We start from the raw sequence: 18,385 nt of genomic DNA, 5'->3' as shown, positions 1-18,385 counted from the left end.
CGGTCTTCCCGGTGGCAGCCGCCGGGACCGTGCGCGAGGCGCCGGTCCCGGGTCGCCCGTGCGAGTCGGGACGCCCCTGCGCCCCCGCGCCATCCCGTACTCTTCGCGCACCGCGACACTTCCGTCACGCTACGCTCCCAAGGAATCCGGCTCCGGCAAAGGCGAAGCATGCCCCAGCACACCTCAGGGTCTGACCGCGCTGCGGTGCCCCCCGCTGCCCGCGGCAGCGTGCGGTCGACCGCGCCCTCGTCCCTGGAGGTGCTGTGGCGCTCGTACAAGGACTCGGGTGACGAGCGGCTTCGGGAGCAGCTGATCCTGCACTACTCGCCCCTGGTGAAGTACGTCGCCGGCCGCGTGAGCGTGGGGCTGCCGCCCAATGTGGAACAGGCCGACTTCGTCTCCTCCGGGGTCTTCGGACTGATCGACGCCATCGAGAAGTTCGACATCGACCGGTCGATCAAGTTCGAGACGTACGCGATCACCCGGATCCGCGGCGCGATGATCGACGAACTGCGGGCACTGGACTGGATCCCCCGCTCGGTCCGGCAGAAGGCGCGGGCCGTGGAACGGGCCTACGCCACGCTGGAGGCCCAGCTGCGGCGCACCCCGACGGAGAGCGAGGTCGCCGGGGAGATGGGGATCGGAGTGGAGGATCTCCACACCGTCTTCAGCCAGTTGTCCCTGGCGAACGTGGTCGCCCTGGAGGAACTGCTGCACGTCGGCGGGGAGGGCGGCGACCGCCTCTCGCTGATGGACACCCTGGAGGACACCGCCGCCGACAACCCGGTGGAGGTGGCGGAGGACCGCGAACTGCGGCGCTTGCTGGCGCGGGCCATCAACACACTGCCCGAGCGGGAGAAGACGGTGGTGACCCTCTACTACTACGAGGGCCTCACGCTGGCCGAGATCGGCAACGTGCTGGGCGTCACCGAGAGCCGGGTCAGTCAGATCCACACCAAGTCCGTCCTGCAACTGCGTGCGAAGTTGGCGGATGTGGGGCGGTGAGCTTGCGGTACCTCCGTAGAGTGGATGCGTGCCCAGGATTCGAGCGGCCTCCGTGGCCGAGCACCGGTCGATGCAGCGCGGCGCCCTCTTGGACGCCGCGCGTTCCCTGCTGTCCGAAGGCGGGACGGAGGCGCTGACCTTCCCCGCCCTCGCGGAGCGGACCGGGCTCGCCCGGTCCTCCGTGTACGAGTACTTCCGCTCCCGCGCGGCCGTGGTCGAAGAACTGTGCGCGGTGGACTTCCCCGTGTGGGCCGCCGAGATCGAGGCGGCGATGGAGCAGGCGCAGTCACCCGAGGCGAAGATCGAGGCCTACGTGCGCAGCCAGTTGGGGCTGGTCGGCGACCGGCGGCACCGGGCGGTGGTGGCCATCTCGGCGAGCGAGCTGGACGCCGGGGCGCGGGAGAAGATCCGCGCGGCCCACGGGGGGCTGGTGGCGATGATCGTCGAGGCGCTGGGTTCTCTTGGGCAGGCGGAGCCGAGGCTGGCCGCGATGCTGTTGCAGGGGGTCGTGGACGCGGCTGTGCGGCGGATCGAGCTCGGTGCGGCCGAGGATCCGGCCGTGATCACGGAGGCGGCCGTGGCCATGGCCCTGCGCGGCGTCCGGGGCTGAGTTCCCTGGGGCTCGGCCCCCGACCCCGCGCCTCGAACGCCGGCGGGGCTGGAGTTGCCCGGTAGGAGGCGGGGAGTGGGTCGGGGGAGGAGGGTGAGGGGGTTCAGGTACACCTCGCCCGCCAGCAGGCCCCAGTGGAGGCAGGGTGCCGGGCAGTGGGAGCCGGCCGTCAGGACCGCCACCACCTGGCCCGCCGTGACCTGCTCGCCCTCCGCGACCAGTGGGCGGACCGGCTCGTAGGTCGTGCGCAGCCCGTTCGGCAGGGCGAGCGAGAGGACCCCGCGGCCGGCGACCTGGCCGGCGTAGTGGACCCGGCCGGCGGCGACCGCCCGGAGCTCCGCGCCCACCGGGGCGGACAGGTCCACACCGCGGTGCCCCGCCGCGTACGGGGTCGGGGGCGGGTCCCACCACCGGGCCACCGACAGCGGCGCGGGCAGCGGGCGGACCCCGGGTACGGCCGCCTGGGCCAGGGCCAGGAGCAGGCTGAGCAGCAATGTCGTCATGGCCCACAGAGTCCCGCGCGTGCCCGGGGCCGTGGGCCGTCCTGTGGACAGTCCGGGCACTGTGGACAACGGCGTCACCCGGCATACCGCCGGGTCCCGTACACTTCTTGTGGCGATCCGGGTCACCGGGTCGACTTCGCACGCCCCAGCACCAGCCGGAAACGGCCAGGTGACAGCGTCTCTCGGTCCCTCATGGGGGCAGGGCGCGTCGGGGCGTCAGGAACCAAACCGAGAAACCAAGGAGATGGCCATGGCCGTCGTCACGATGCGGGAGCTGCTGGAAAGCGGCGTCCACTTCGGTCACCAGACCCGCCGTTGGAACCCGAAGATGAAGCGCTTCATCTTCACGGAGCGCAACGGCATCTACATCATCGACCTGCTGCAGTCGCTGTCGTACATCGACCGCGCCTACGAGTTCGTGAAGGAGACCGTCGCGCACGGTGGCTCCATCATGTTCGTCGGTACCAAGAAGCAGGCCCAGGAGGCCATCGCCGAGCAGGCGACGCGCGTTGGTATGCCGTACGTCAACCAGCGCTGGCTGGGTGGCATGCTCACCAACTTCTCCACCGTCTACAAGCGCCTCCAGCGTCTGAAGGAGCTTGAGGCGATCGACTTCGAGGACGTCGCCGCCTCGGGTCTCACCAAGAAGGAGCTCCTGGTCCTCTCCCGCGAGAAGACCAAGCTGGAGAAGACCCTCGGTGGTATCCGCGAGATGTCGAAGGTCCCCAGCGCCGTCTGGATCGTCGACACCAAGAAGGAGCACATCGCCGTCGGTGAGGCGCGCAAGCTCCACATCCCGGTCGTCGCGATCCTCGACACCAACTGTGACCCCGACGAGGTCGACTACAAGATCCCGGGCAACGACGACGCGATCCGTTCCGTCACCCTGCTCACCCGCGTGATCGCCGACGCCGTCGCCGAGGGCCTCATCGCCCGCTCCGGCGCTGCGACCGGCGACTCGAAGCCGGGCGAGAAGGCCGCCGCCGAGCCGCTCGCCGAGTGGGAGCGCGACCTGCTCGAGGGTGACAAGAAGGCCGACGACGCCGAGGCCGCTCCGGTCGAGGCCGCTGCCGAGACCGCCCCGGCCGCCGAGGCTGTCGAGGCCCCGGCCGCCGACGCCGAGCAGGCCTGACCCACTGAGCGCGCCCGGCGTTCACGCGCCGGGCACTCGCAGCACGGACGATGACGGCGGGGGAGCCGCGCCCTGGGCGCGGCGCCTCCGCCGTTCACCCGTAGATCTACGACTTCGAGAGAGAATCACAGACTCATGGCGAACTACACCGCCGCTGACGTCAAGAAGCTCCGCGAGCTCACCGGCGCCGGCATGCTGGACTGCAAGAACGCACTCGTGGACGCCGACGGCGACGTCGAGAAGGCCCAGGAGGCCCTCCGTATCAAGGGTCAGAAGGGCGTCGCCAAGCGCGAGGGCCGTTCTGCCGAGAACGGTGCCGTCGTCTCCCTGATCTCCGACGACCACACCTCCGGTGTCCTCGTCGAGCTGAAGTGCGAGACCGACTTCGTCGCCAAGGGCGAGAAGTTCCTGGCCGTCGCCAACCAGCTGGCCGCCCACGTGGCCGCCACCTCCCCGGCCGACATCGAGGCGCTCCTCGCGTCCGAGATCGAGCCCGGCAAGACCGTCACCGCTTTCGTCGACGAGGCCAACGCCAACCTCGGCGAGAAGATCGTCCTGGACCGCTTCGCGCAGTTCACCGGCGGTTACGTGGCGTCGTACATGCACCGCACGATGCCCGACCTGCCCTACCAGATCGGTGTCCTCGTCGAGCTCGACAAGGAGAACGCCGAGGTCGCCCGCGGCGTCGCGCAGCACATCGCCGCGTTCGCCCCGCAGTGGCTCTCCAAGGAAGACGTTCCGGCCGAGAAGGTCGAGTCCGAGCGTCGCATCGCCGAAGAGGTCACCCGCGCGGAGGGCAAGCCCGAGGCCGCCCTCCCGAAGATCGTCGAGGGTCGCATCAACGGCTTCTTCAAGGACGCCACCCTGCTCGGCCAGCCGTACGCGCTGGACAACAAGAAGTCCGTCCAGAAGGTTCTGGACGAGGCCGGTGTCACCCTCAAGCGGTTCAGCCGCATCAAGGTCGGCATCTGAATCCGTCCGTACGCGACGGACACCGGACCCCGGTAGGGTCTGAGGCAGTCGTCCGCGCTCGCGCAGGACGACCGCAGATCTGACGAGGAGGCCATTGCCGTAGAGGGAACCGCAAGGACCCACCGGCAATGGCCTTCTTCGTATGTGCACGAGGAGATCTCCATGAATCAGGGCGTGGACCCCCACACCGCATCCGACGACAAGAGCGACCAGGACCAGAAGGGCCGCCGCTTCATGCTGAAGCTGTCGGGCGAGGCCTTCTCCGGCGGCGGAGGACTGGGCGTCGACCCCGACGTCGTCCACGCCATCGCGCGTGAGATCGCCGCGGTGGTCCGCGACGGCGCGGAGATCGCCGTCGTGATCGGCGGCGGCAACTTCTTCCGCGGCGCCGAACTCCAGCAGCGCGGCATGGACCGGGCCCGGTCCGACTACATGGGCATGCTCGGCACCGTCATGAACTGCCTCGCACTCCAGGACTTCCTGGAGAAGGAGGGCATCGACTCCCGCGTGCAGACCGCCATCACCATGGGCCAGGTCGCGGAGCCGTACATCCCGCTGCGTGCCGTACGGCACCTGGAGAAGGGCCGCGTCGTCATCTTCGGCGCCGGCATGGGCATGCCCTACTTCTCCACCGACACCACGGCCGCCCAGCGCGCCCTGGAGATCGACGCCGAGGCCCTGCTCATGGGCAAGAACGGTGTCGACGGCGTGTACGACTCCGACCCGAAGAAGAACCCGGACGCGGTGAAGTTCGACGCGCTGGAGTACAGCGAGGTCCTCTCCCGCGACCTCAAGGTCGCCGACGCCACCGCGATCACGCTCTGCCGTGACAACAAACTGCCGATCCTCGTGTTCGAGCTGCTCGCCGAGGGCAATATCGCCCGTGCGGTCAAGGGTGAGAAGATCGGCACGCTCGTCAGCGACCAGGAAACCCGGGTCTGAGGAGTCCGCTGCCGGACCGAGCCCGGACCGGCCCCGCCCGCCCCGCCCGCCTGAACCATCCATTCAAGACATGCAGGAGCACGTGGTGACCGAAGAGATCCTCCTCGAGGCCGAGGAGAAGATGGAAAAGGCCGTCGTCGTCGCCAAGGAAGACTTCGCCGCGATTCGCACCGGCCGTGCGCACCCGGCGATGTTCAACAAGATCGTGGCGGAGTACTACGGCGCCATCACGCCCATCAACCAGCTCGCCTCCTTCTCGGTGCCCGAGCCGCGCATGGCGATCGTGACCCCGTTCGACAAGAGCGCCCTGCGCAACATCGAGCAGGCCATCCGGGACTCCGACCTCGGTGTCAACCCGAGCAACGATGGCAGCATCATCCGGGTGACCTTCCCCGAGCTGACGCAGGACCGCCGCAAGGAGTACATCAAGGTCGCCAAGAACAAGGCCGAGGACTCCAAGGTCTCCATCCGCTCCATCCGCCGCAAGGCGAAGGACGCCCTTGACAAGCTCGTCAAGGACAAGGAGGCCGGCGAGGACGAGGTGCGCCGCGCGGAGAAGGAGCTCGACGACACCACCGCGAAGTACGTCGCGCAGGTGGACGAGCTCCTCAAGCACAAGGAAGCCGAGCTCCTCGAAGTCTGATGAACGACTCTTCCTGGCAGCCGGAGCCTGTTCCGGCGGGTCCCGCATACGATGCACAGGTGGGCCCGCACACTCGGCCCATGCCCATCGTGCCCGATGCCGCCGGCCGTGACTTCGACGACCGGGAAGCACGCGATCGGGGGGCCGCCGTGGACGGTGGCCCCCTCTTCCGCGCCGATACGCCGCCGCAGGAGCCCATGCCCAGCCCCCCGCCTCCGCATGCCCAGCAGCCGCAGGACGCCTCGCCCCCGCCGCCGAAGAAGCGCGCCGGGCGGGACCTGCGCGCCGCCATAGGGGTCGGCGTCGGTCTCGGCGCGGTGATCTTCGCCTCGCTGCTGATCGTCAAGGCGGTCTTCGTCGGCGTCATCGTCGTCGCGGTGGTCGTCGGCCTGTGGGAGCTCACCTCCCGGCTCCAGGAGAAGAAGGGCATCAAGGCCCCGCTGGTCCCGCTCGCGGTCGGCGGCGCGGCCATGGTCATCGCCGGATACGTCCGGGGGGCCGAGGGCGCCTGGGTCGCCATGGCCCTGACCGTGCTGGCGGTCCTGGTGTGGCGGATGACCGAGCCGCCCGAGGACTACCTCAAGGACGTCACGGCGGGTGCCTTCGCGGCGTTCTACGTGCCCTTCCTGGCCACCTTCGTCGCGATGCTGCTCACCGCCGACGACGGTCCCGAGCGGGTGATCACCTTCCTGCTCCTGACCGTGGTCAGCGACACCGGGGCCTACGCGGTCGGCTGGCGCTTCGGCAAGACCAAGCTCGCGCCGCGCATCAGCCCCGGCAAGACCCGCGAGGGGCTGTTCGGCGCGGTGGCCTTCGCGATGGCGGCCGGCGCGCTGTGCATGGAGTTCCTGATCGACGGCGGCTCCTGGTGGCAGGGCCTGCTGCTCGGTCTCGCGGTCGCGGTCAGCGCCACCCTGGGCGACCTGGGCGAGTCGATGATCAAGAGGGACCTGGGCATCAAGGACATGGGCACCCTGCTGCCGGGCCACGGCGGCATCATGGACCGGCTGGATTCCCTGCTGCCGACGGCTCCGGTGGTCTGGCTGCTGCTGGTGGCCTTCGTCGGAACCGGTTGACAGGGCTCGGGTTATCCTGGAGGGCGCGCCGCGACCACGTGGCGCGCCCTTTCCGTCTCGCGGCCGAGCCGCGGACCGGCCCTGCACGCGCGGGGTGACCCCCACCTCGTCGTACTGAGGAGTACCGCATGGCCCCCCGTCCTGCTCCGGGTGAGCTCACTTTCGTCGCGCCCCGCGGAGCGAAGCGGCCGCCCCGCCACCTCGCCGACCTCACTCCGGAGGAGCGCCGCGAGGCGGTCGCCGCGATCGGTGAGAAGCCCTTCCGGGCCAAGCAGCTCTCCCAGCACTACTTCGCCCGCTACGCGCACGACCCGGCCGAGTGGACCGACATCCCCGCGGGCTCGCGCGAGAAGCTCCAGCAGGAGCTCCTCCCGGACCTGATGAACGTCGTCCGGCACATCAGCTGCGACGACGACACCACCCGCAAGACGCTGTGGAAGCTGCACGACGGCACGCTCGTCGAGTCCGTGCTGATGCGCTACCCGGACCGCGTCACCATGTGCATCTCCTCGCAGGCCGGCTGCGGCATGAACTGCCCCTTCTGCGCCACCGGCCAGGCCGGCCTGGACCGCAACCTGTCCACCGCCGAGATCGTGCACCAGATCGTCGACGGCATGCGCGCCCTGCGCGACGGCGAGGTCCCCGGCGGCCCGGCCCGGCTGTCGAACATCGTCTTCATGGGCATGGGCGAGCCGCTGGCCAACTACAACCGCGTGGTCGGCGCCATCCGCCGGCTCACCGACCCGGAGCCCGACGGCCTCGGGCTGTCGCAGCGCGGCATCACCGTCTCCACCGTCGGCCTGGTCCCGGCCATGCTGCGGTTCGCCGACGAGGGCTTCAAGTGCCGTCTCGCGGTCTCGCTGCACGCGCCCGACGACGAGCTGCGCGACACCCTCGTCCCCGTGAACACCCGCTGGAACGTCCGCGAGGTGCTGGATGCGGCCTGGGAGTACGCCGAGAAGTCCGGCCGCCGGATCTCGATCGAGTACGCCCTCATCCGCGACATCAACGACCAGGCCTGGCGCGGTGACCTGCTCGGCAAGCTGCTCAAGGGCAAGCGCGTGCACGTCAACCTGATCCCGCTGAACCCGACGCCCGGCTCCAAGTGGACGGCCTCCCGGCCCGAGGACGAGAAGGCCTTCGTGGAGGCCATCGCCCGCCACGGCGTGCCCGTGACCGTACGGGACACCCGCGGCCAGGAGATCGACGGCGCGTGCGGCCAGCTGGCCGCTTCGGAGCGCTAGATTCCGCTGCTGCTCGTCATGATCCGGCCACGGGGTACCCTGTGGCCGAACCAATTTCATATTCCGACAGGGGAGCGCCACAGCGCTGAGAGTGCGGCAACCGTCATCCGCAGACCCTCTGAACCTCGCCCCGGTCATTCGGGGTAGGAAGTTCGGTCACCACTCAAGCTGTTGCGCCCTGCCCGGCGTCCGCTCCCACAGAGCGCCGGGCAGGGCCGCGTCTTCTCCTGGTCATCCCAGGAGGAATTCACCAGTGAGCACCACCAAGAAGCTGGCGGGCGCCGCGCTCGCGGCCGCGCTGGGCGTCACGACGCTCAGCGCCTGCGGCGGCGACGCCGAGGACAAGACGGCGGGCGCGACCGACGCCCCGAAGCCCCAGACCGTCACGCTCGTCTCCCACGACTCCTTCAACGTGACCGACACGGTCCTGAAGGAGTTCGAGCAGCAGAGCGGCTACACCGTCAAGGTGCTGAAGTCCGGGGACGCGGGCGCGGCGCTGAACCAGGAGATCCTCACCAAGGGCTCCCCGCGCGGCGACGTCTTCTTCGGTGTGGACAACACCCTCCTCTCGCGCGCCCTCGACAACGGCATCTTCACGCCCTACGAGGCCAAGGGCCTGGGAGAGGTGAAGCCCGAGTACGTGCTCGACAAGGAGCACCGGGTCACCCCGGTCGACTCCGGTGACATCTGCGTCAACTACGACAAGGCGTACTTCGCCGACAAGAAGATCGCCCCGCCGCAGACGCTGGACGACCTGATCAAGCCGGAGTACAAGAACCTGCTGGTCACCGAGAACGCCGCGACCTCCTCGCCCGGTCTCGGCTTCCTGCTCGCCTCCGTCGGCACGTACGGCGAGGACGGCTGGAAGGACTACTGGAGCAAGCTCAAGGCCAACGGCGTCGAGGTCGTCGACGGCTGGGAGCAGGCCTACAACGAGCGCTTCTCCGGCTCCGCGGGCGGCAAGAAGGCCAAGGGCGACCGCCCGCTGGTCGTCTCCTACGCCTCCAGCCCGCCGGTCGAGGTGCTGTACGGCGAGCCGCAGCCGGCCGAGGCCCCGACGGGTGTCGCCACCGGCACCTGCTTCCGCCAGATCGAGTTCGCGGGTCTGCTGAAGGGCGCGAAGAACGAGGAGGGCGGCAAGGCGCTCGTGGACTTCCTGATCAGCAAGAAGTTCCAGGAGGACATGCCGCTCCAGATGTTCGTGAACCCCGTGATCAAGGACGCCGCGCTGCCGGAGCTGTTCACCAAGCACGGTGTGGTGGTCGAGAAGCCCACGAGCGTGGCTCCGGAGACCATCGCCAAGAACCGTGATCAGTGGGTCAAGGCATGGACCGCGCTCGTCGTGAAGTAAGCGGTACCAGGGGTTCGGGCGCGGCGCCGGGGGGCGCCGCGCCGGTTCCCGGCCCGGGGGAGGGGGTGCGGGCGACCGCCGTGCGGCTCGCCCTGATGGCGCTGCCCCTCGCCTTCTTCGGACTGTTCTTCGCCTACCCCGTCAGCGCGATCGTCGGGCGCGGGCTCAGGGCCGACGCCGGGTGGCAGTTCGGCCGGATCGGGGAGGTGCTGACCCGGCCCGACATCGCCGGCGTGCTGTGGTTCACCACCTGGCAGGCGCTCGCCTCCACCGCGCTCACGCTGCTGATCGCACTCCCCGGCGCGTACGTCTTCGCGCGCTTCGAGTTCCCCGGCAAGCAGCTGCTGCGGGCCGTGGTGACCGTTCCCTTCGTGCTGCCGACCGTGGTGGTCGGCTCCGCTTTCCTCGCGCTGCTGGGACGCGGCGGACTGCTGGACGAACGGGTGGGCGTCCGTCTCGACACCACCGTCTGGGCGATCCTGCTCGCGCACGTCTTCTTCAACTACGCCGTCGTGGTCCGCACGGTCGGCGGGCTGTGGGCCCAGCTGGACCCGCGCCAGGAGGAGGCCGCCCGGGTGCTGGGCGCCGGACGGTTCGCCGCCTGGCGGCGGGTGACGCTGCCCGCGCTGGCCCCGGCGGTGGCCGCCGCCTCGCTGATGGTGTTCCTGTTCACCTTCAGTTCCTTCGGCGTCGTGCTGATCCTGGGCGGGCCCTCGTACTCCACCCTGGAGGTGGAGGTCTACCGGCAGACCGCGCAGCTCCTCGACCTGCCGACGGCCGCCGTACTGACCATGGTCCAGTTCGCCGCGGTCGGGGCGATCCTCGGCGTGCACGCCTGGACGGTGCGCAAGCGCGAGACCGCACTGCGGCTGGTTGATCCGGGCCGGACCACGCACCGGCCGCGCGGCTGGGCGCAGCGCGCCCTGCTGGGCGGGGTGCTGCTGAGCGTGGCGCTGCTGATCGTGCTGCCGCTGGGAGTACTGGTCGAACGGTCCTTCGATGCCCCGGGCGGCTACGGCTTCGGCTTCTACCGGGCGCTCCAGGACGCGGGCGCCGGCGGCGGCACCTTCCTGGTGCCGCCGCTGGAGGCGATCTGGAACTCCCTCCAGTACGCGCTCGCCGCCACCGCGATCGCCCTCTTCATCGGGGGACTCGCGGCCGCGGCACTGACCCGGCGCGCGGGCCGCTTCGTACGCGGCTTCGACGCGCTGCTGATGCTCCCGCTGGGAGTGTCCGCGGTGACGGTGGGCTTCGGCTTCCTGATCACCCTGGACGAGCCGCCGCTGGACCTGCGGACCTCGTGGATCCTGGTGCCGCTGGCGCAGGCCCTGGTGGGCGTGCCCTTCGTCGTACGGACCATGCTGCCGGTGCTGCGCGCGGTGGACGGGCGGCTGCGCGAGGCCGCCGCGGTGCTCGGCGCGTCGCCGCTGCGGGTATGGCGGGAGGTGGACCTGCCGCTGGTGCGGCGGGCGTTGCTGATCGCGGCCGGGTTCGCCTTCGCGGTGTCGCTGGGGGAGTTCGGCGCGACCGTCTTCATCGCACGGCCGGACCGGCCGACGCTGCCGGTGGCCGTGGCGCGGCTGCTGGGGCGGGCCGGTGAGCTGAACTACGGGCAGGCGATGGCCCTGAGCACGATTCTGATGCTGGTGTGCGCGGTGTCCCTGCTGGTGCTGGAGCGACTGCGACCCGACAAGACCTCCGGGGAGTTCTGATGACACTGCTTCAGCTGGAAGGCGTGTCGGTCCGCTTCGGTGAGCGCGCGGACGGGTACGCCCTGGACGGCGTGGACCTGCGGGTCGCCGAGCACGAGATCGTGTGCGTGCTGGGGCCGAGCGGGAGCGGCAAGTCCACCTTGCTGCGGGTCGTCGCCGGGCTCCAGGAGGTGTCCGGGGGCCGGGTGCTGCTGGACGGGGCCGACCAGGCCGGCGTACCCGTGCACCGGCGGGGCGTGGGCCTGATGTTCCAGGACCACCAGCTCTTCCCGCACCGGGACGTGGGCGCGAACGTCTCCTTCGGGCTGCGGATGCGGGGCGCCGGGCGGACCTCGTACGCGTCCCAGGCCGCGGAACTGCTGGAACTCGTCGGGCTCCCCGGGGCCCAGGGCCGGGCGGTGGCCTCCCTTTCGGGCGGCGAGCAGCAGCGGGTGGCACTGGCCCGGGCGCTGGCGCCCTCGCCGCGGCTGCTGATGCTGGACGAACCGCTGGGGCAGCTGGACCGGGGACTGCGGGAGCGCCTCGTGGTGGAGCTGCGGGAGCTGTTCTCCCGGCTGGGCACGACGGTGCTGGCCGTCACGCACGACCAGGGGGAGGCCTTCGCGCTGGCCGACCGGGTGGTGGTGATGCGGGACGGCCGGATCGAGCAGGCGGGAACCCCGCTCGAGGTGTGGCAGCGGCCCGCGTCGGAGTTCGTGGCGCGGTTCCTCGGCTTCGAGAACGTGGTCCCGGCCGCGATCTCGGGCGCGGTGGCCGGGACCCCGTGGGGCAGGGTCCCGGTCCCGGCCGGTTCCCCCGAGGGGGACCAGCGGCTGCTGATCCGCCCGGCGGGGGTGGCGCTCAGCGGGGCCGGCCTGCGGTGCGAGGTCGTGTCCCGCACCTTCCGCGGGACGCACGTCGCGCTGCTGCTGCGGCCGGAGGCCGGGCCGGAGCTGGAGGCGGAGTGCGAGTTGGCGGGGGCGCCGGCCGCGGGGGACCGGGTCGCGGTGACCTTCACCCCGGCCGAGGTGGTCGTCCTGCCGCCGCATGCCTAGCTAGGCCGCTACCGGGGACCAGCCCCGGGCCCCGCGCCTCAAACGCCGGCGGGGCTGAAAGATCGGGGCTCCGCCCCGGCCCCCGCGCCTCAAACGCCGGCGGGGCTGGATGTGCCCGGTGGGGCTGAAAGGGCGCCGACGGGGCTGAAAGATGGGTCAGACGCCGGCGAGGGTGGGTTCGGCGGGGTCTTTCGTCTCGGCCGCGTCGTGTTTGCCGTACCAGGCGACGGCCACCGCGCCGGCGACGGCCAGGACGAAGCCCAGGACCGCCAGCCAGGCCAGGCCGGGCCGGGAGGCGTCGCCGAGCCAGAGGACGCCGATCGCGCCCGGGAGAACGGTCTCGCCGACGACCAGGGCCGCGGTGGCGCCGTTCACCGAGCCGATCTGCAGGGCGACCGTGTGCAGGTACATGCCGCCGATGCCCGCCACCAGAATGGCGTAGAGGGCCGGGTCGGAGAGGAAGGTGCCGAGGTCGAACGGGTCGACGCCGTCCAGGATCCGGACGCCGACGCCGAGCGCGCCGAAGCCCAGGCCCGAGAGCAGGCCCGCCAGGATCGCGGCCCCGCCGCCGAGGAGGCGTACGGCCACCGTGCCGCCCACCATCAACAGCAGGGTGATCCCCAGCAGCCACCAGTGCGTGGACATCGGCGCGTGGTGGCCGCCCTCGTGACCCGCCGCCGTCGCCAGCAGCACCAGCGCCGTGCAGACGACGCCGATCGAGGTCCATTCCTTGCGGCTCAGCCGGATGCCTAGCATCTTCACGCTCAGCACGGCCGTGATCACAAGATTGGCGCTGATCACCGTCTGGGAGAGGAAGAGGGGCAGGAGCCGGGCGGCCAGGGCGCCGAGCCCGAAGCCCACGAAGTCCAGGATCGTACCGACGATGAATTCCCAGGTCATCGCCGCCTTCGCGGTGGACGACAGGTTGGGGCCGCCATGGGCGGTCACCCCGGCGGCGGTCGGGGACATCCGGGCGGCGCGGCGCGATCCGACGGCTTGCAGCACGGATCCCGTGCCGTAGCAGATGGACGCCGCGACAGCGGTCAGCAGGCCTATGAGCACCAAGGGCTCCGTTCACGTCTGGCAGGTTTTGCGGTACCTCTGCCAGACGTGTGAATCGGCCCGGAAGTTGCTTCCGGAGTTCAGCTCATTGACGCGAGGGCGTCGGGGACCTCGTCCACCGAGTCGACGAGCGCGATCCGGGACTCCATCGCCCGGCCCCGGGCCAGTGCCTGGAGCAGGGGCCACGCCGGAAGGTGCTCGGTCCAGTGGGCGCGGTCCACGAGGACCATGGGCGCCGGTTCGCCGCGCGAGGAGTAGTAGTTGGGGGTGGCGCTGTCGAAGACCTCCTGAACGGTGCCCGCGGCGCCCGGCAGGAAGACCACGCCCGCCGTGGACCGGGCCAGCAGCCCGTCCTCACGGGTGGCGTTCGCGAAGTACTTCGCGATGTGCCCCGCGAAGGCGTTCGGCGGCTCGTGCCCGTAGAACCAGGTCGGGATGCCCACCGAGTCGCCGCCGTCGGGCCACCGCTCCCGTACGGCGAAGGCCGCGTGCGCCCAGTCGGACACCGACGGCGCGAAGGAGGGGGCCTTGGCGAGCAGTTCCAGGGCCTCCGCAAGCGCTTCGTCCGGGGCCGGGGCCAGGTAGGCGCCGAGGTTGGCGGCCTCCATCGCGCCCGGGCCGCCGCCGGTGGCCACCGTCAGCCCGGAGCGGGTCAGTGCCCGGCCCAGCTCCGCCGCGCCGCGGTAGTCCGTACCGCCACGGGACATGGCGTGCCCGCCCATCACGCCCACGACCAGGGCGCCGGCCAGGTGCTCGTCGAGCGCGTCCGACATGGCGTCGTCGTGGAGGGAGCGGAGCATCGAGGAGAAGACGTCGCCGTCCGCCTTGGTCTCCTGGAACCAGGCGTACGCCTCGGCGTCCGGGGTGACCTCGTACCCGTCGGGCAGCCCGGTGAAGAGCTCCTCGGGCGTGTAGAGCAGTCCCCGGTACGGGTTGAACGGCAGGTCCGGCACGGGAGGGAAGACCAGCGCGCCCTCGGCGCGGACCTTCACCGAGGCATCGGGTTCCATCGGGCAGCCCAGGAACACGGCCGCCGAGGTGTCGGCGGCCAGCAGCGCGAAGGTCCGCTCCAGCAGGTTGACCGACTGGATGCGGTAGCCGCTGAGCGAGCCGCGGGCCACGACCTGGTCGAATTCGGCGAGCGTCTCGATCTCGGTGTCGATGTATCCGTTGACCATTCGGCCCACCCTAAGGGCTGGTCGCGTCAGCGGGTCAGTGCCAGCGACGTCAGCTGCGCCACACCCCAGCTGAGCGGTACGCACACGGCCGCGAGCGCGGTGGCCCGCAGACTCGCCGCCGTACGAAGGACCCTGGCGGGAGCGCCCAGGTCGGGCAGGGCCCCCCGGTCGGCGGCCCGGATCTGGCGGGCCTCCACCGCGGATGTGAGAAGGGTCGCGGTGGCGCACAGGGCCACCAGAGCGGCGGCCGGCCAGGTCAGCGGGCCCAGTGGGACGAGCAGCACTCCCCGGTCACGCAGTGCGAGGGCGGTCAGGGCGCCCGCGCCGACCGAGCACAGCACCCCCAGCGGCGGCCCGATCCGGGGCGCTTCCTGCTGGAGGGCCCGCCCGGCCAGCAGCCGGAGCGCGCCCGGGCGTACGGCCTGGACCAGGCTCCCGCAGGCATAGGCGAGGCCCGGTCCGGCGAGGGCGAGGCCGATCGCGGTCAGCGACCAGCCGGCGAGCATCCCGGCGTCACCCCGGCCCGCGTAGGCCTCGACGGCGAGCCCGCAGGCGGTCAGCGCGATGCCCCAGGGCAGCCCGGTCTGCGGGGCCAGCGGCGGGTGCGGGCGCAGTGCGAAGACGGTGGCGGCCGAGGCGGTCAGCGGGACTAGGGCCAGGAGGGTGAGGGCGCCCGCCACGGGCAGCGGCTGGTCGGCGTGGAGCAGGGCCGCGCCGGCCCCGTCGAACGGCAGCCCGGCCACGTCCCCGCGCAGGTGGAGGAAGGCGGCCAGGGCCAGGGCGCTGCCGAGGGTGCAGGCGACGGCGGTGGAGATCGCGGCGACCAGGGTGAGCCGTACGGGTCCCAGCCCGGCGGCGTCCAGTCCTTCGCGGAGCCGGGTCGCGGGGTCGGCCCGGGCCACGACGACGGCGAGGTGGACGGTGACGGCCAGCGGGACCATGGCCCACAGCAGGCGAGGGAACGATCCGGCGGGCCGGGCCACGGCCCCGGCGAGTACGTGGAGCAGCAGGAACCCGGTCCCGGCCGAGGCGGCGGCGACGAGGAGCCGCCGCAGCTGGACGAGCGGGCGGGAACCGCGGGCTAGGCGGAGAGCGAGCACGCGGCCTGGCCCTCCGGGTTGTCGGAGACGGGGGAGGAGGGCGCGGCCCCCGCGAGGCGGCCGTCGAGCAGGGCCAGGCGGCGGTCCGCGACGGCCGCGGTGGCCTCGTCGTGGGTGGCCAGCAGCACGGTGATCTCGTGGGAGCGGGCCGCGGTGGTCAGCGTGCGCAGCAGCAGGGCCCGTTCGGCCCGGTGCAGCGGGGCCGTGGGCTCGTCGGCGAAGAGCACCGCGGGGACGCTGACCAGGGCCCGGGCGAGCGCGACCCGCTGGGACTCGGCACGGCTCAGGGCGGTGGGGCGCTTGCGGGCGAAGGCGCCGATGTCGAGGCGGTCCAGCCATTCGCAGGCGGCGTGCTTGGCGCTGCGGTGCGGGGCACCGGCGAGCAGCAGCGGCAGGGCCGCGTTCTCCCAGACCTTCAGCTCGGGCAGCAGCTGAGGCTCGGGACCGATCCAGCCGAACCGGTCGCGGCGCAGCCGTTCGCGCGCCGACGTGCTCATGGTGTGCACGGGGACGCTGTTGAACCAGACCTCGCCGCCCCGCTCGGGCCGCAGCTGCCCGGACAGGCAGCGGAGCAGGGTGGTCTTGCCGCTGCCGCGGGGACCGGTCAGGGCCAGGATCTCGCCCTGGCGGACTCCGAGGGAGACCCCGACGAGGGCAGGGGCACCGCTGTGGGAGTAGTGAAGGGACCGTGCCCACAGGACGTCATTGTCAGGCGGGGCATTGTCCGGTGGAGCCACCATGGCGTACACCTCCGTCCGGGGGAACGAAGCGGAGCCCGCTGAAGTCACTGGCGCCGCACTGAGATGTAAAGAGATGAACCTCTTGGATGGTGACAGCACACGGCCCGGACCCCCGCGTTCTCACTCGAACGGGGGATCCGGGCCGTGTGGTTGGACTAGCCGTGTGGTTGGCCTATTACAGCTTCGTCCACGCCTCGGTGAGCACCGAGCGCAGGATGCCTTCGATCTCGTCGAAGGTGCCCTGGTCCGCGATCAGCGGCGGGGCGAGCTGGATGACCGGGTCACCGCGGTCGTCGGCCCGGCAGTACAGGCCGTTGTCGAAGAGCGCCTTGGAGAGGAAGCCGTAGAGCACGCGCTCCGTCTCCTCGTCCGTGAAGGACTCCTTCGTGACCTTGTCCTTGACGAGCTCGATGCCGTAGAAGTAGCCGTTGCCGCGGACGTCGCCGACGATCGGCAGGTCGTGCAGCTTCTCCAACGTCGAGCGGAAGGCGTCCTCGTTCTTGAGGACGTGCTCGTTGAGCCCTTCCTTGTCGAAGATGTCGAGGTTGGCGATCGCCACCGCCGAGGACACCGGGTGCCCGCCGAAGGTGTAGCCGTGCAGGAAGGTGTTGTCACCCTTGTAGAACGGCTCCGCGATGCGGTCCGAGATGATGCAGGCACCGATCGGGGAGTAGCCCGAGGTCATGCCCTTGGCGCAGGTGATCATGTCCGGCACGTAGCCGAACTTGTCACAGGCGAACATCGTGCCGAGGCGGCCGAACGCGCAGATCGTCTCGTCCGAGACGAGCAGCACGTCGTACTGGTCGCAGATCTCGCGGACCCGCTGGAAGTACCCGGGCGGCGGCGGGAAGCAGCCGCCGGCGTTCTGCACCGGCTCCAGGAAGACGGCGGCGACGGTGTCGGCGCCCTCGAAGAGGATCTCCTGCTCGATCTGGTCGGCGCACCAGCGGCCGAAGGCCTCGGGGTCGTCGCCGTAGATCGGGGCGCGGTAGATGTTGGTGTTCGGCACCTTGTGCGCGCCGGGAACCAGCGGCTCGAAGGGGGCCTTCAGGGCCGGCAGACCCGTGATCGACAGGGCGCCCTGCGGGGTGCCGTGGTAGGCGACCGCACGCGAGATGACCTTGTACTTGGTGTGCTTGCCCTGCAGCTTGTAGAACTGCTTGGCGAGCTTCCAGGCGGTCTCGACGGCCTCGCCGCCACCGGTGGTGAAGAAGACCTTGTTCAGGTCGCCCGGGGCGTAGTCGGCGAGGCGCTCGGCGAGCTCCACGGCCTTCGGGTGGGCGTACGACCACACGGGGAAGAAGGCGAGCTGCTGAGCCTGCTTGTAGGCGACCTCGGCCAGTTCCTTGCGGCCGTGACCTGCGTTGACCACGAACAGTCCGGCGAGACCGTCGAGGTAGCGCTTGCCCTTGTCGTCGAAGATGTAGGTGCCCTCACCACGCACGATGGTGGGGACGGGTGCGTTCTCGTACGACGACATGCGGGTGAAGTGCATCCACAGGTGGTCGTATGCGGTCTTGGAGAGGTCCTGGCTCACGGGCTATCGAGTTCCCCACATGTAGGTCTGCTTCTTCAGCTTCAGATAAACGAAGCTTTCGGTTGATCGCACGCCGGGGAGCGTGCGGATCTTCTTGTTGATCGTTTCGAGCAGGTGGTCGTCGTCCTCGCAGACGATCTCCACCATCAGGTCGAACGACCCTGCGGTCATCACCACGTACTCGCACTCGGCCATGGCGGTCAGCGCATCGGCCACGGGGTCGAGGTCGCCCTCGACGTTGATGCCGACCATGGCCTGGCGTCGCAGGCCCACGGTGAGCGGGTCGGTGACGGCGACGATCTGCATGACGCCCTGGTCGAGCAGCTTCTGTACGCGCTGGCGTACGGCAGCTTCGGACAGGCCGACGGCCTTGCCGATCGATGCATAGGGACGGCGACCGTCCTCCTGCAGTTGCTCGATGATCGCCAGGGACACAGCATCGACCGAAGGGGACGGTTGTCTGTTCCTGGAATCTGCGCTTCGACTGACCACGACCTCACTGTGCACGAGGGTCGTCTGTTACGCAAGACGGAATCGATGAAAT

The 18,385-nt window shown here is 70.7% G+C and carries 17 protein-coding genes and 1 pseudogene; 11 read left to right on the top strand and 7 right to left on the bottom strand.

The window, feature by feature from the left end; genetic code table 11:
- Positions 1-168: 168 nt before the first annotated feature.
- Together whiG and ACZ4TV_RS22825 are read left to right on the top strand one after the other, a co-directional pair.
- Positions 169-1,005, top strand: a complete 837-nt coding sequence (whiG, locus tag ACZ4TV_RS22830) for an RNA polymerase sigma factor WhiG (RefSeq protein ID WP_215145239.1) — start codon at positions 169-171, stop codon at positions 1,003-1,005.
- 52 nt (positions 1,006-1,057) lie between these two features.
- Positions 1,058-1,615 (top strand): TetR/AcrR family transcriptional regulator, encoded by a 558-nt coding sequence (locus tag ACZ4TV_RS22825; protein ID WP_468136673.1) that lies wholly within the window; start codon positions 1,058-1,060, stop codon positions 1,613-1,615.
- A 158-nt stretch (positions 1,616-1,773) separates the two neighbouring features.
- Here ACZ4TV_RS22825 and ACZ4TV_RS22820 read toward each other — a convergent pair.
- A pseudogene (locus tag ACZ4TV_RS22820) lies at positions 1,774-2,118 on the bottom strand (M23 family metallopeptidase); the annotation flags it as partial.
- A gap of 250 nt (positions 2,119-2,368) precedes the next feature.
- On the opposite strand from ACZ4TV_RS22820, the gene rpsB reads away from it, so the two are divergent.
- The 9 genes from rpsB to ACZ4TV_RS22775 all read left to right on the top strand — a co-directional run bounded on the left by rpsB (position 2,369) and on the right by ACZ4TV_RS22775 (position 12,224).
- On the top strand, positions 2,369-3,250 hold the full coding sequence (gene rpsB, locus ACZ4TV_RS22815; RefSeq protein WP_468136586.1) for a 30S ribosomal protein S2: 882 nt from the start codon (positions 2,369-2,371) through the stop codon (positions 3,248-3,250).
- A gap of 135 nt (positions 3,251-3,385) precedes the next feature.
- Positions 3,386-4,222 (top strand): translation elongation factor Ts, encoded by an 837-nt coding sequence (tsf, locus tag ACZ4TV_RS22810; protein ID WP_468136585.1) that lies wholly within the window; start codon positions 3,386-3,388, stop codon positions 4,220-4,222.
- 162 nt (positions 4,223-4,384) lie between these two features.
- On the top strand, positions 4,385-5,164 hold the full coding sequence (pyrH, locus tag ACZ4TV_RS22805; protein WP_398665349.1) for a UMP kinase: 780 nt from the start codon (positions 4,385-4,387) through the stop codon (positions 5,162-5,164).
- 85 nt (positions 5,165-5,249) lie between these two features.
- Positions 5,250-5,807: a ribosome recycling factor gene (frr, locus tag ACZ4TV_RS22800; RefSeq protein ID WP_468136584.1), complete on the top strand. Its 558-nt coding sequence runs from the start codon at positions 5,250-5,252 to the stop codon at positions 5,805-5,807.
- Complete coding sequence (locus ACZ4TV_RS22795; protein WP_468136583.1) at positions 5,807-6,883, top strand: phosphatidate cytidylyltransferase; 1,077 nt, start codon at positions 5,807-5,809, stop codon at positions 6,881-6,883. Before frr ends, ACZ4TV_RS22795 begins: the two co-directional genes overlap by 1 nt.
- A 128-nt stretch (positions 6,884-7,011) precedes the next feature.
- Positions 7,012-8,127, top strand: a complete 1,116-nt coding sequence (gene rlmN / locus ACZ4TV_RS22790; RefSeq protein WP_468136582.1) for a dual-specificity RNA methyltransferase RlmN — start codon at positions 7,012-7,014, stop codon at positions 8,125-8,127.
- A 253-nt stretch (positions 8,128-8,380) separates the two neighbouring features.
- A complete protein-coding gene (locus tag ACZ4TV_RS22785) occupies positions 8,381-9,478 on the top strand; it encodes a thiamine ABC transporter substrate-binding protein (RefSeq protein ID WP_468136581.1) in 1,098 nt (365 codons plus the stop codon).
- A gap of 95 nt (positions 9,479-9,573) precedes the next feature.
- Positions 9,574-11,190 carry an ABC transporter permease gene (locus tag ACZ4TV_RS22780; RefSeq protein ID WP_468136672.1) on the top strand — a complete coding sequence of 539 codons (1,617 nt, stop codon included), beginning with the start codon at positions 9,574-9,576 and terminating at the stop codon, positions 11,188-11,190.
- Positions 11,190-12,224 carry an ABC transporter ATP-binding protein gene (locus ACZ4TV_RS22775; RefSeq protein WP_468136580.1) on the top strand — a complete coding sequence of 345 codons (1,035 nt, stop codon included), beginning with the start codon at positions 11,190-11,192 and terminating at the stop codon, positions 12,222-12,224. Before ACZ4TV_RS22780 ends, ACZ4TV_RS22775 begins: the two co-directional genes overlap by 1 nt.
- 156 nt (positions 12,225-12,380) lie before the next feature.
- Here the strand turns inward: ACZ4TV_RS22775 and ACZ4TV_RS22770 are convergent, their stop codons facing one another.
- The 6 genes from ACZ4TV_RS22770 to ACZ4TV_RS22745 all read right to left on the bottom strand — a co-directional run bounded on the left by ACZ4TV_RS22770 (position 12,381) and on the right by ACZ4TV_RS22745 (position 18,348).
- Complete coding sequence (locus ACZ4TV_RS22770) at positions 12,381-13,286, bottom strand: DMT family protein (RefSeq protein WP_468136579.1); 906 nt, start codon at positions 13,284-13,286, stop codon at positions 12,381-12,383.
- Positions 13,287-13,366: 80 nt separating this feature from the next.
- A complete protein-coding gene (locus ACZ4TV_RS22765; protein ID WP_468136578.1) occupies positions 13,367-14,464 on the bottom strand; it encodes an LOG family protein in 1,098 nt (365 codons plus the stop codon).
- Between the two features lie 26 nt (positions 14,465-14,490).
- On the bottom strand, positions 14,491-15,564 hold the full coding sequence (locus tag ACZ4TV_RS22760; RefSeq protein ID WP_468136576.1) for a hypothetical protein: 1,074 nt from the start codon (positions 15,562-15,564) through the stop codon (positions 14,491-14,493).
- On the bottom strand, positions 15,546-16,304 hold the full coding sequence (locus tag ACZ4TV_RS22755) for an ABC transporter ATP-binding protein (protein ID WP_468136575.1): 759 nt from the start codon (positions 16,302-16,304) through the stop codon (positions 15,546-15,548). Before ACZ4TV_RS22755 ends, ACZ4TV_RS22760 begins: the two co-directional genes overlap by 19 nt.
- 175 nt (positions 16,305-16,479) lie before the next feature.
- Positions 16,480-17,841, bottom strand: coding sequence for an aspartate aminotransferase family protein (locus ACZ4TV_RS22750; RefSeq protein ID WP_468136573.1), 1,362 nt, complete (start codon positions 17,839-17,841; stop codon positions 16,480-16,482).
- 3 nt (positions 17,842-17,844) lie between these two features.
- Positions 17,845-18,348: an Lrp/AsnC family transcriptional regulator gene (locus tag ACZ4TV_RS22745; RefSeq protein WP_007266859.1), complete on the bottom strand. Its 504-nt coding sequence runs from the start codon at positions 18,346-18,348 to the stop codon at positions 17,845-17,847.
- Positions 18,349-18,385: the final 37 nt, after the last annotated feature.

The sequence above is a fragment of the Streptomyces sp. NPDC028910 genome (assembly GCF_055564955.1).
This window is presented reverse-complemented; position numbering and strand designations above follow the sequence as displayed.

What these genes read in the sequence shown, in the direction of transcription:
- whiG (WP_215145239.1), top strand. Translation starts at nt 169, where the DNA reads ATGCCCCAGCACACCTCAGGGTCTGACCGCGCTGCGGTGCCCCCCGCT.
- rpsB (WP_468136586.1), top strand. Translation starts at nt 2,369, where the DNA reads ATGGCCGTCGTCACGATGCGGGAGCTGCTGGAAAGCGGCGTCCACTTC.
- tsf (WP_468136585.1), top strand. Translation starts at nt 3,386, where the DNA reads ATGGCGAACTACACCGCCGCTGACGTCAAGAAGCTCCGCGAGCTCACC.
- pyrH (WP_398665349.1), top strand. Translation starts at nt 4,385, where the DNA reads ATGAATCAGGGCGTGGACCCCCACACCGCATCCGACGACAAGAGCGAC.
- ACZ4TV_RS22795 (WP_468136583.1), top strand. Translation starts at nt 5,807, where the DNA reads ATGAACGACTCTTCCTGGCAGCCGGAGCCTGTTCCGGCGGGTCCCGCA.
- rlmN (WP_468136582.1), top strand. Translation starts at nt 7,012, where the DNA reads ATGGCCCCCCGTCCTGCTCCGGGTGAGCTCACTTTCGTCGCGCCCCGC.
- ACZ4TV_RS22780 (WP_468136672.1), top strand. Translation starts at nt 9,574, where the DNA reads ATGGCGCTGCCCCTCGCCTTCTTCGGACTGTTCTTCGCCTACCCCGTC.
- ACZ4TV_RS22775 (WP_468136580.1), top strand. Translation starts at nt 11,190, where the DNA reads ATGACACTGCTTCAGCTGGAAGGCGTGTCGGTCCGCTTCGGTGAGCGC.
- ACZ4TV_RS22765 (WP_468136578.1), bottom strand. Translation starts at nt 14,464, where the DNA reads ATGGTCAACGGATACATCGACACCGAGATCGAGACGCTCGCCGAATTC.
- ACZ4TV_RS22755 (WP_468136575.1), bottom strand. Translation starts at nt 16,304, where the DNA reads ATGGTGGCTCCACCGGACAATGCCCCGCCTGACAATGACGTCCTGTGG.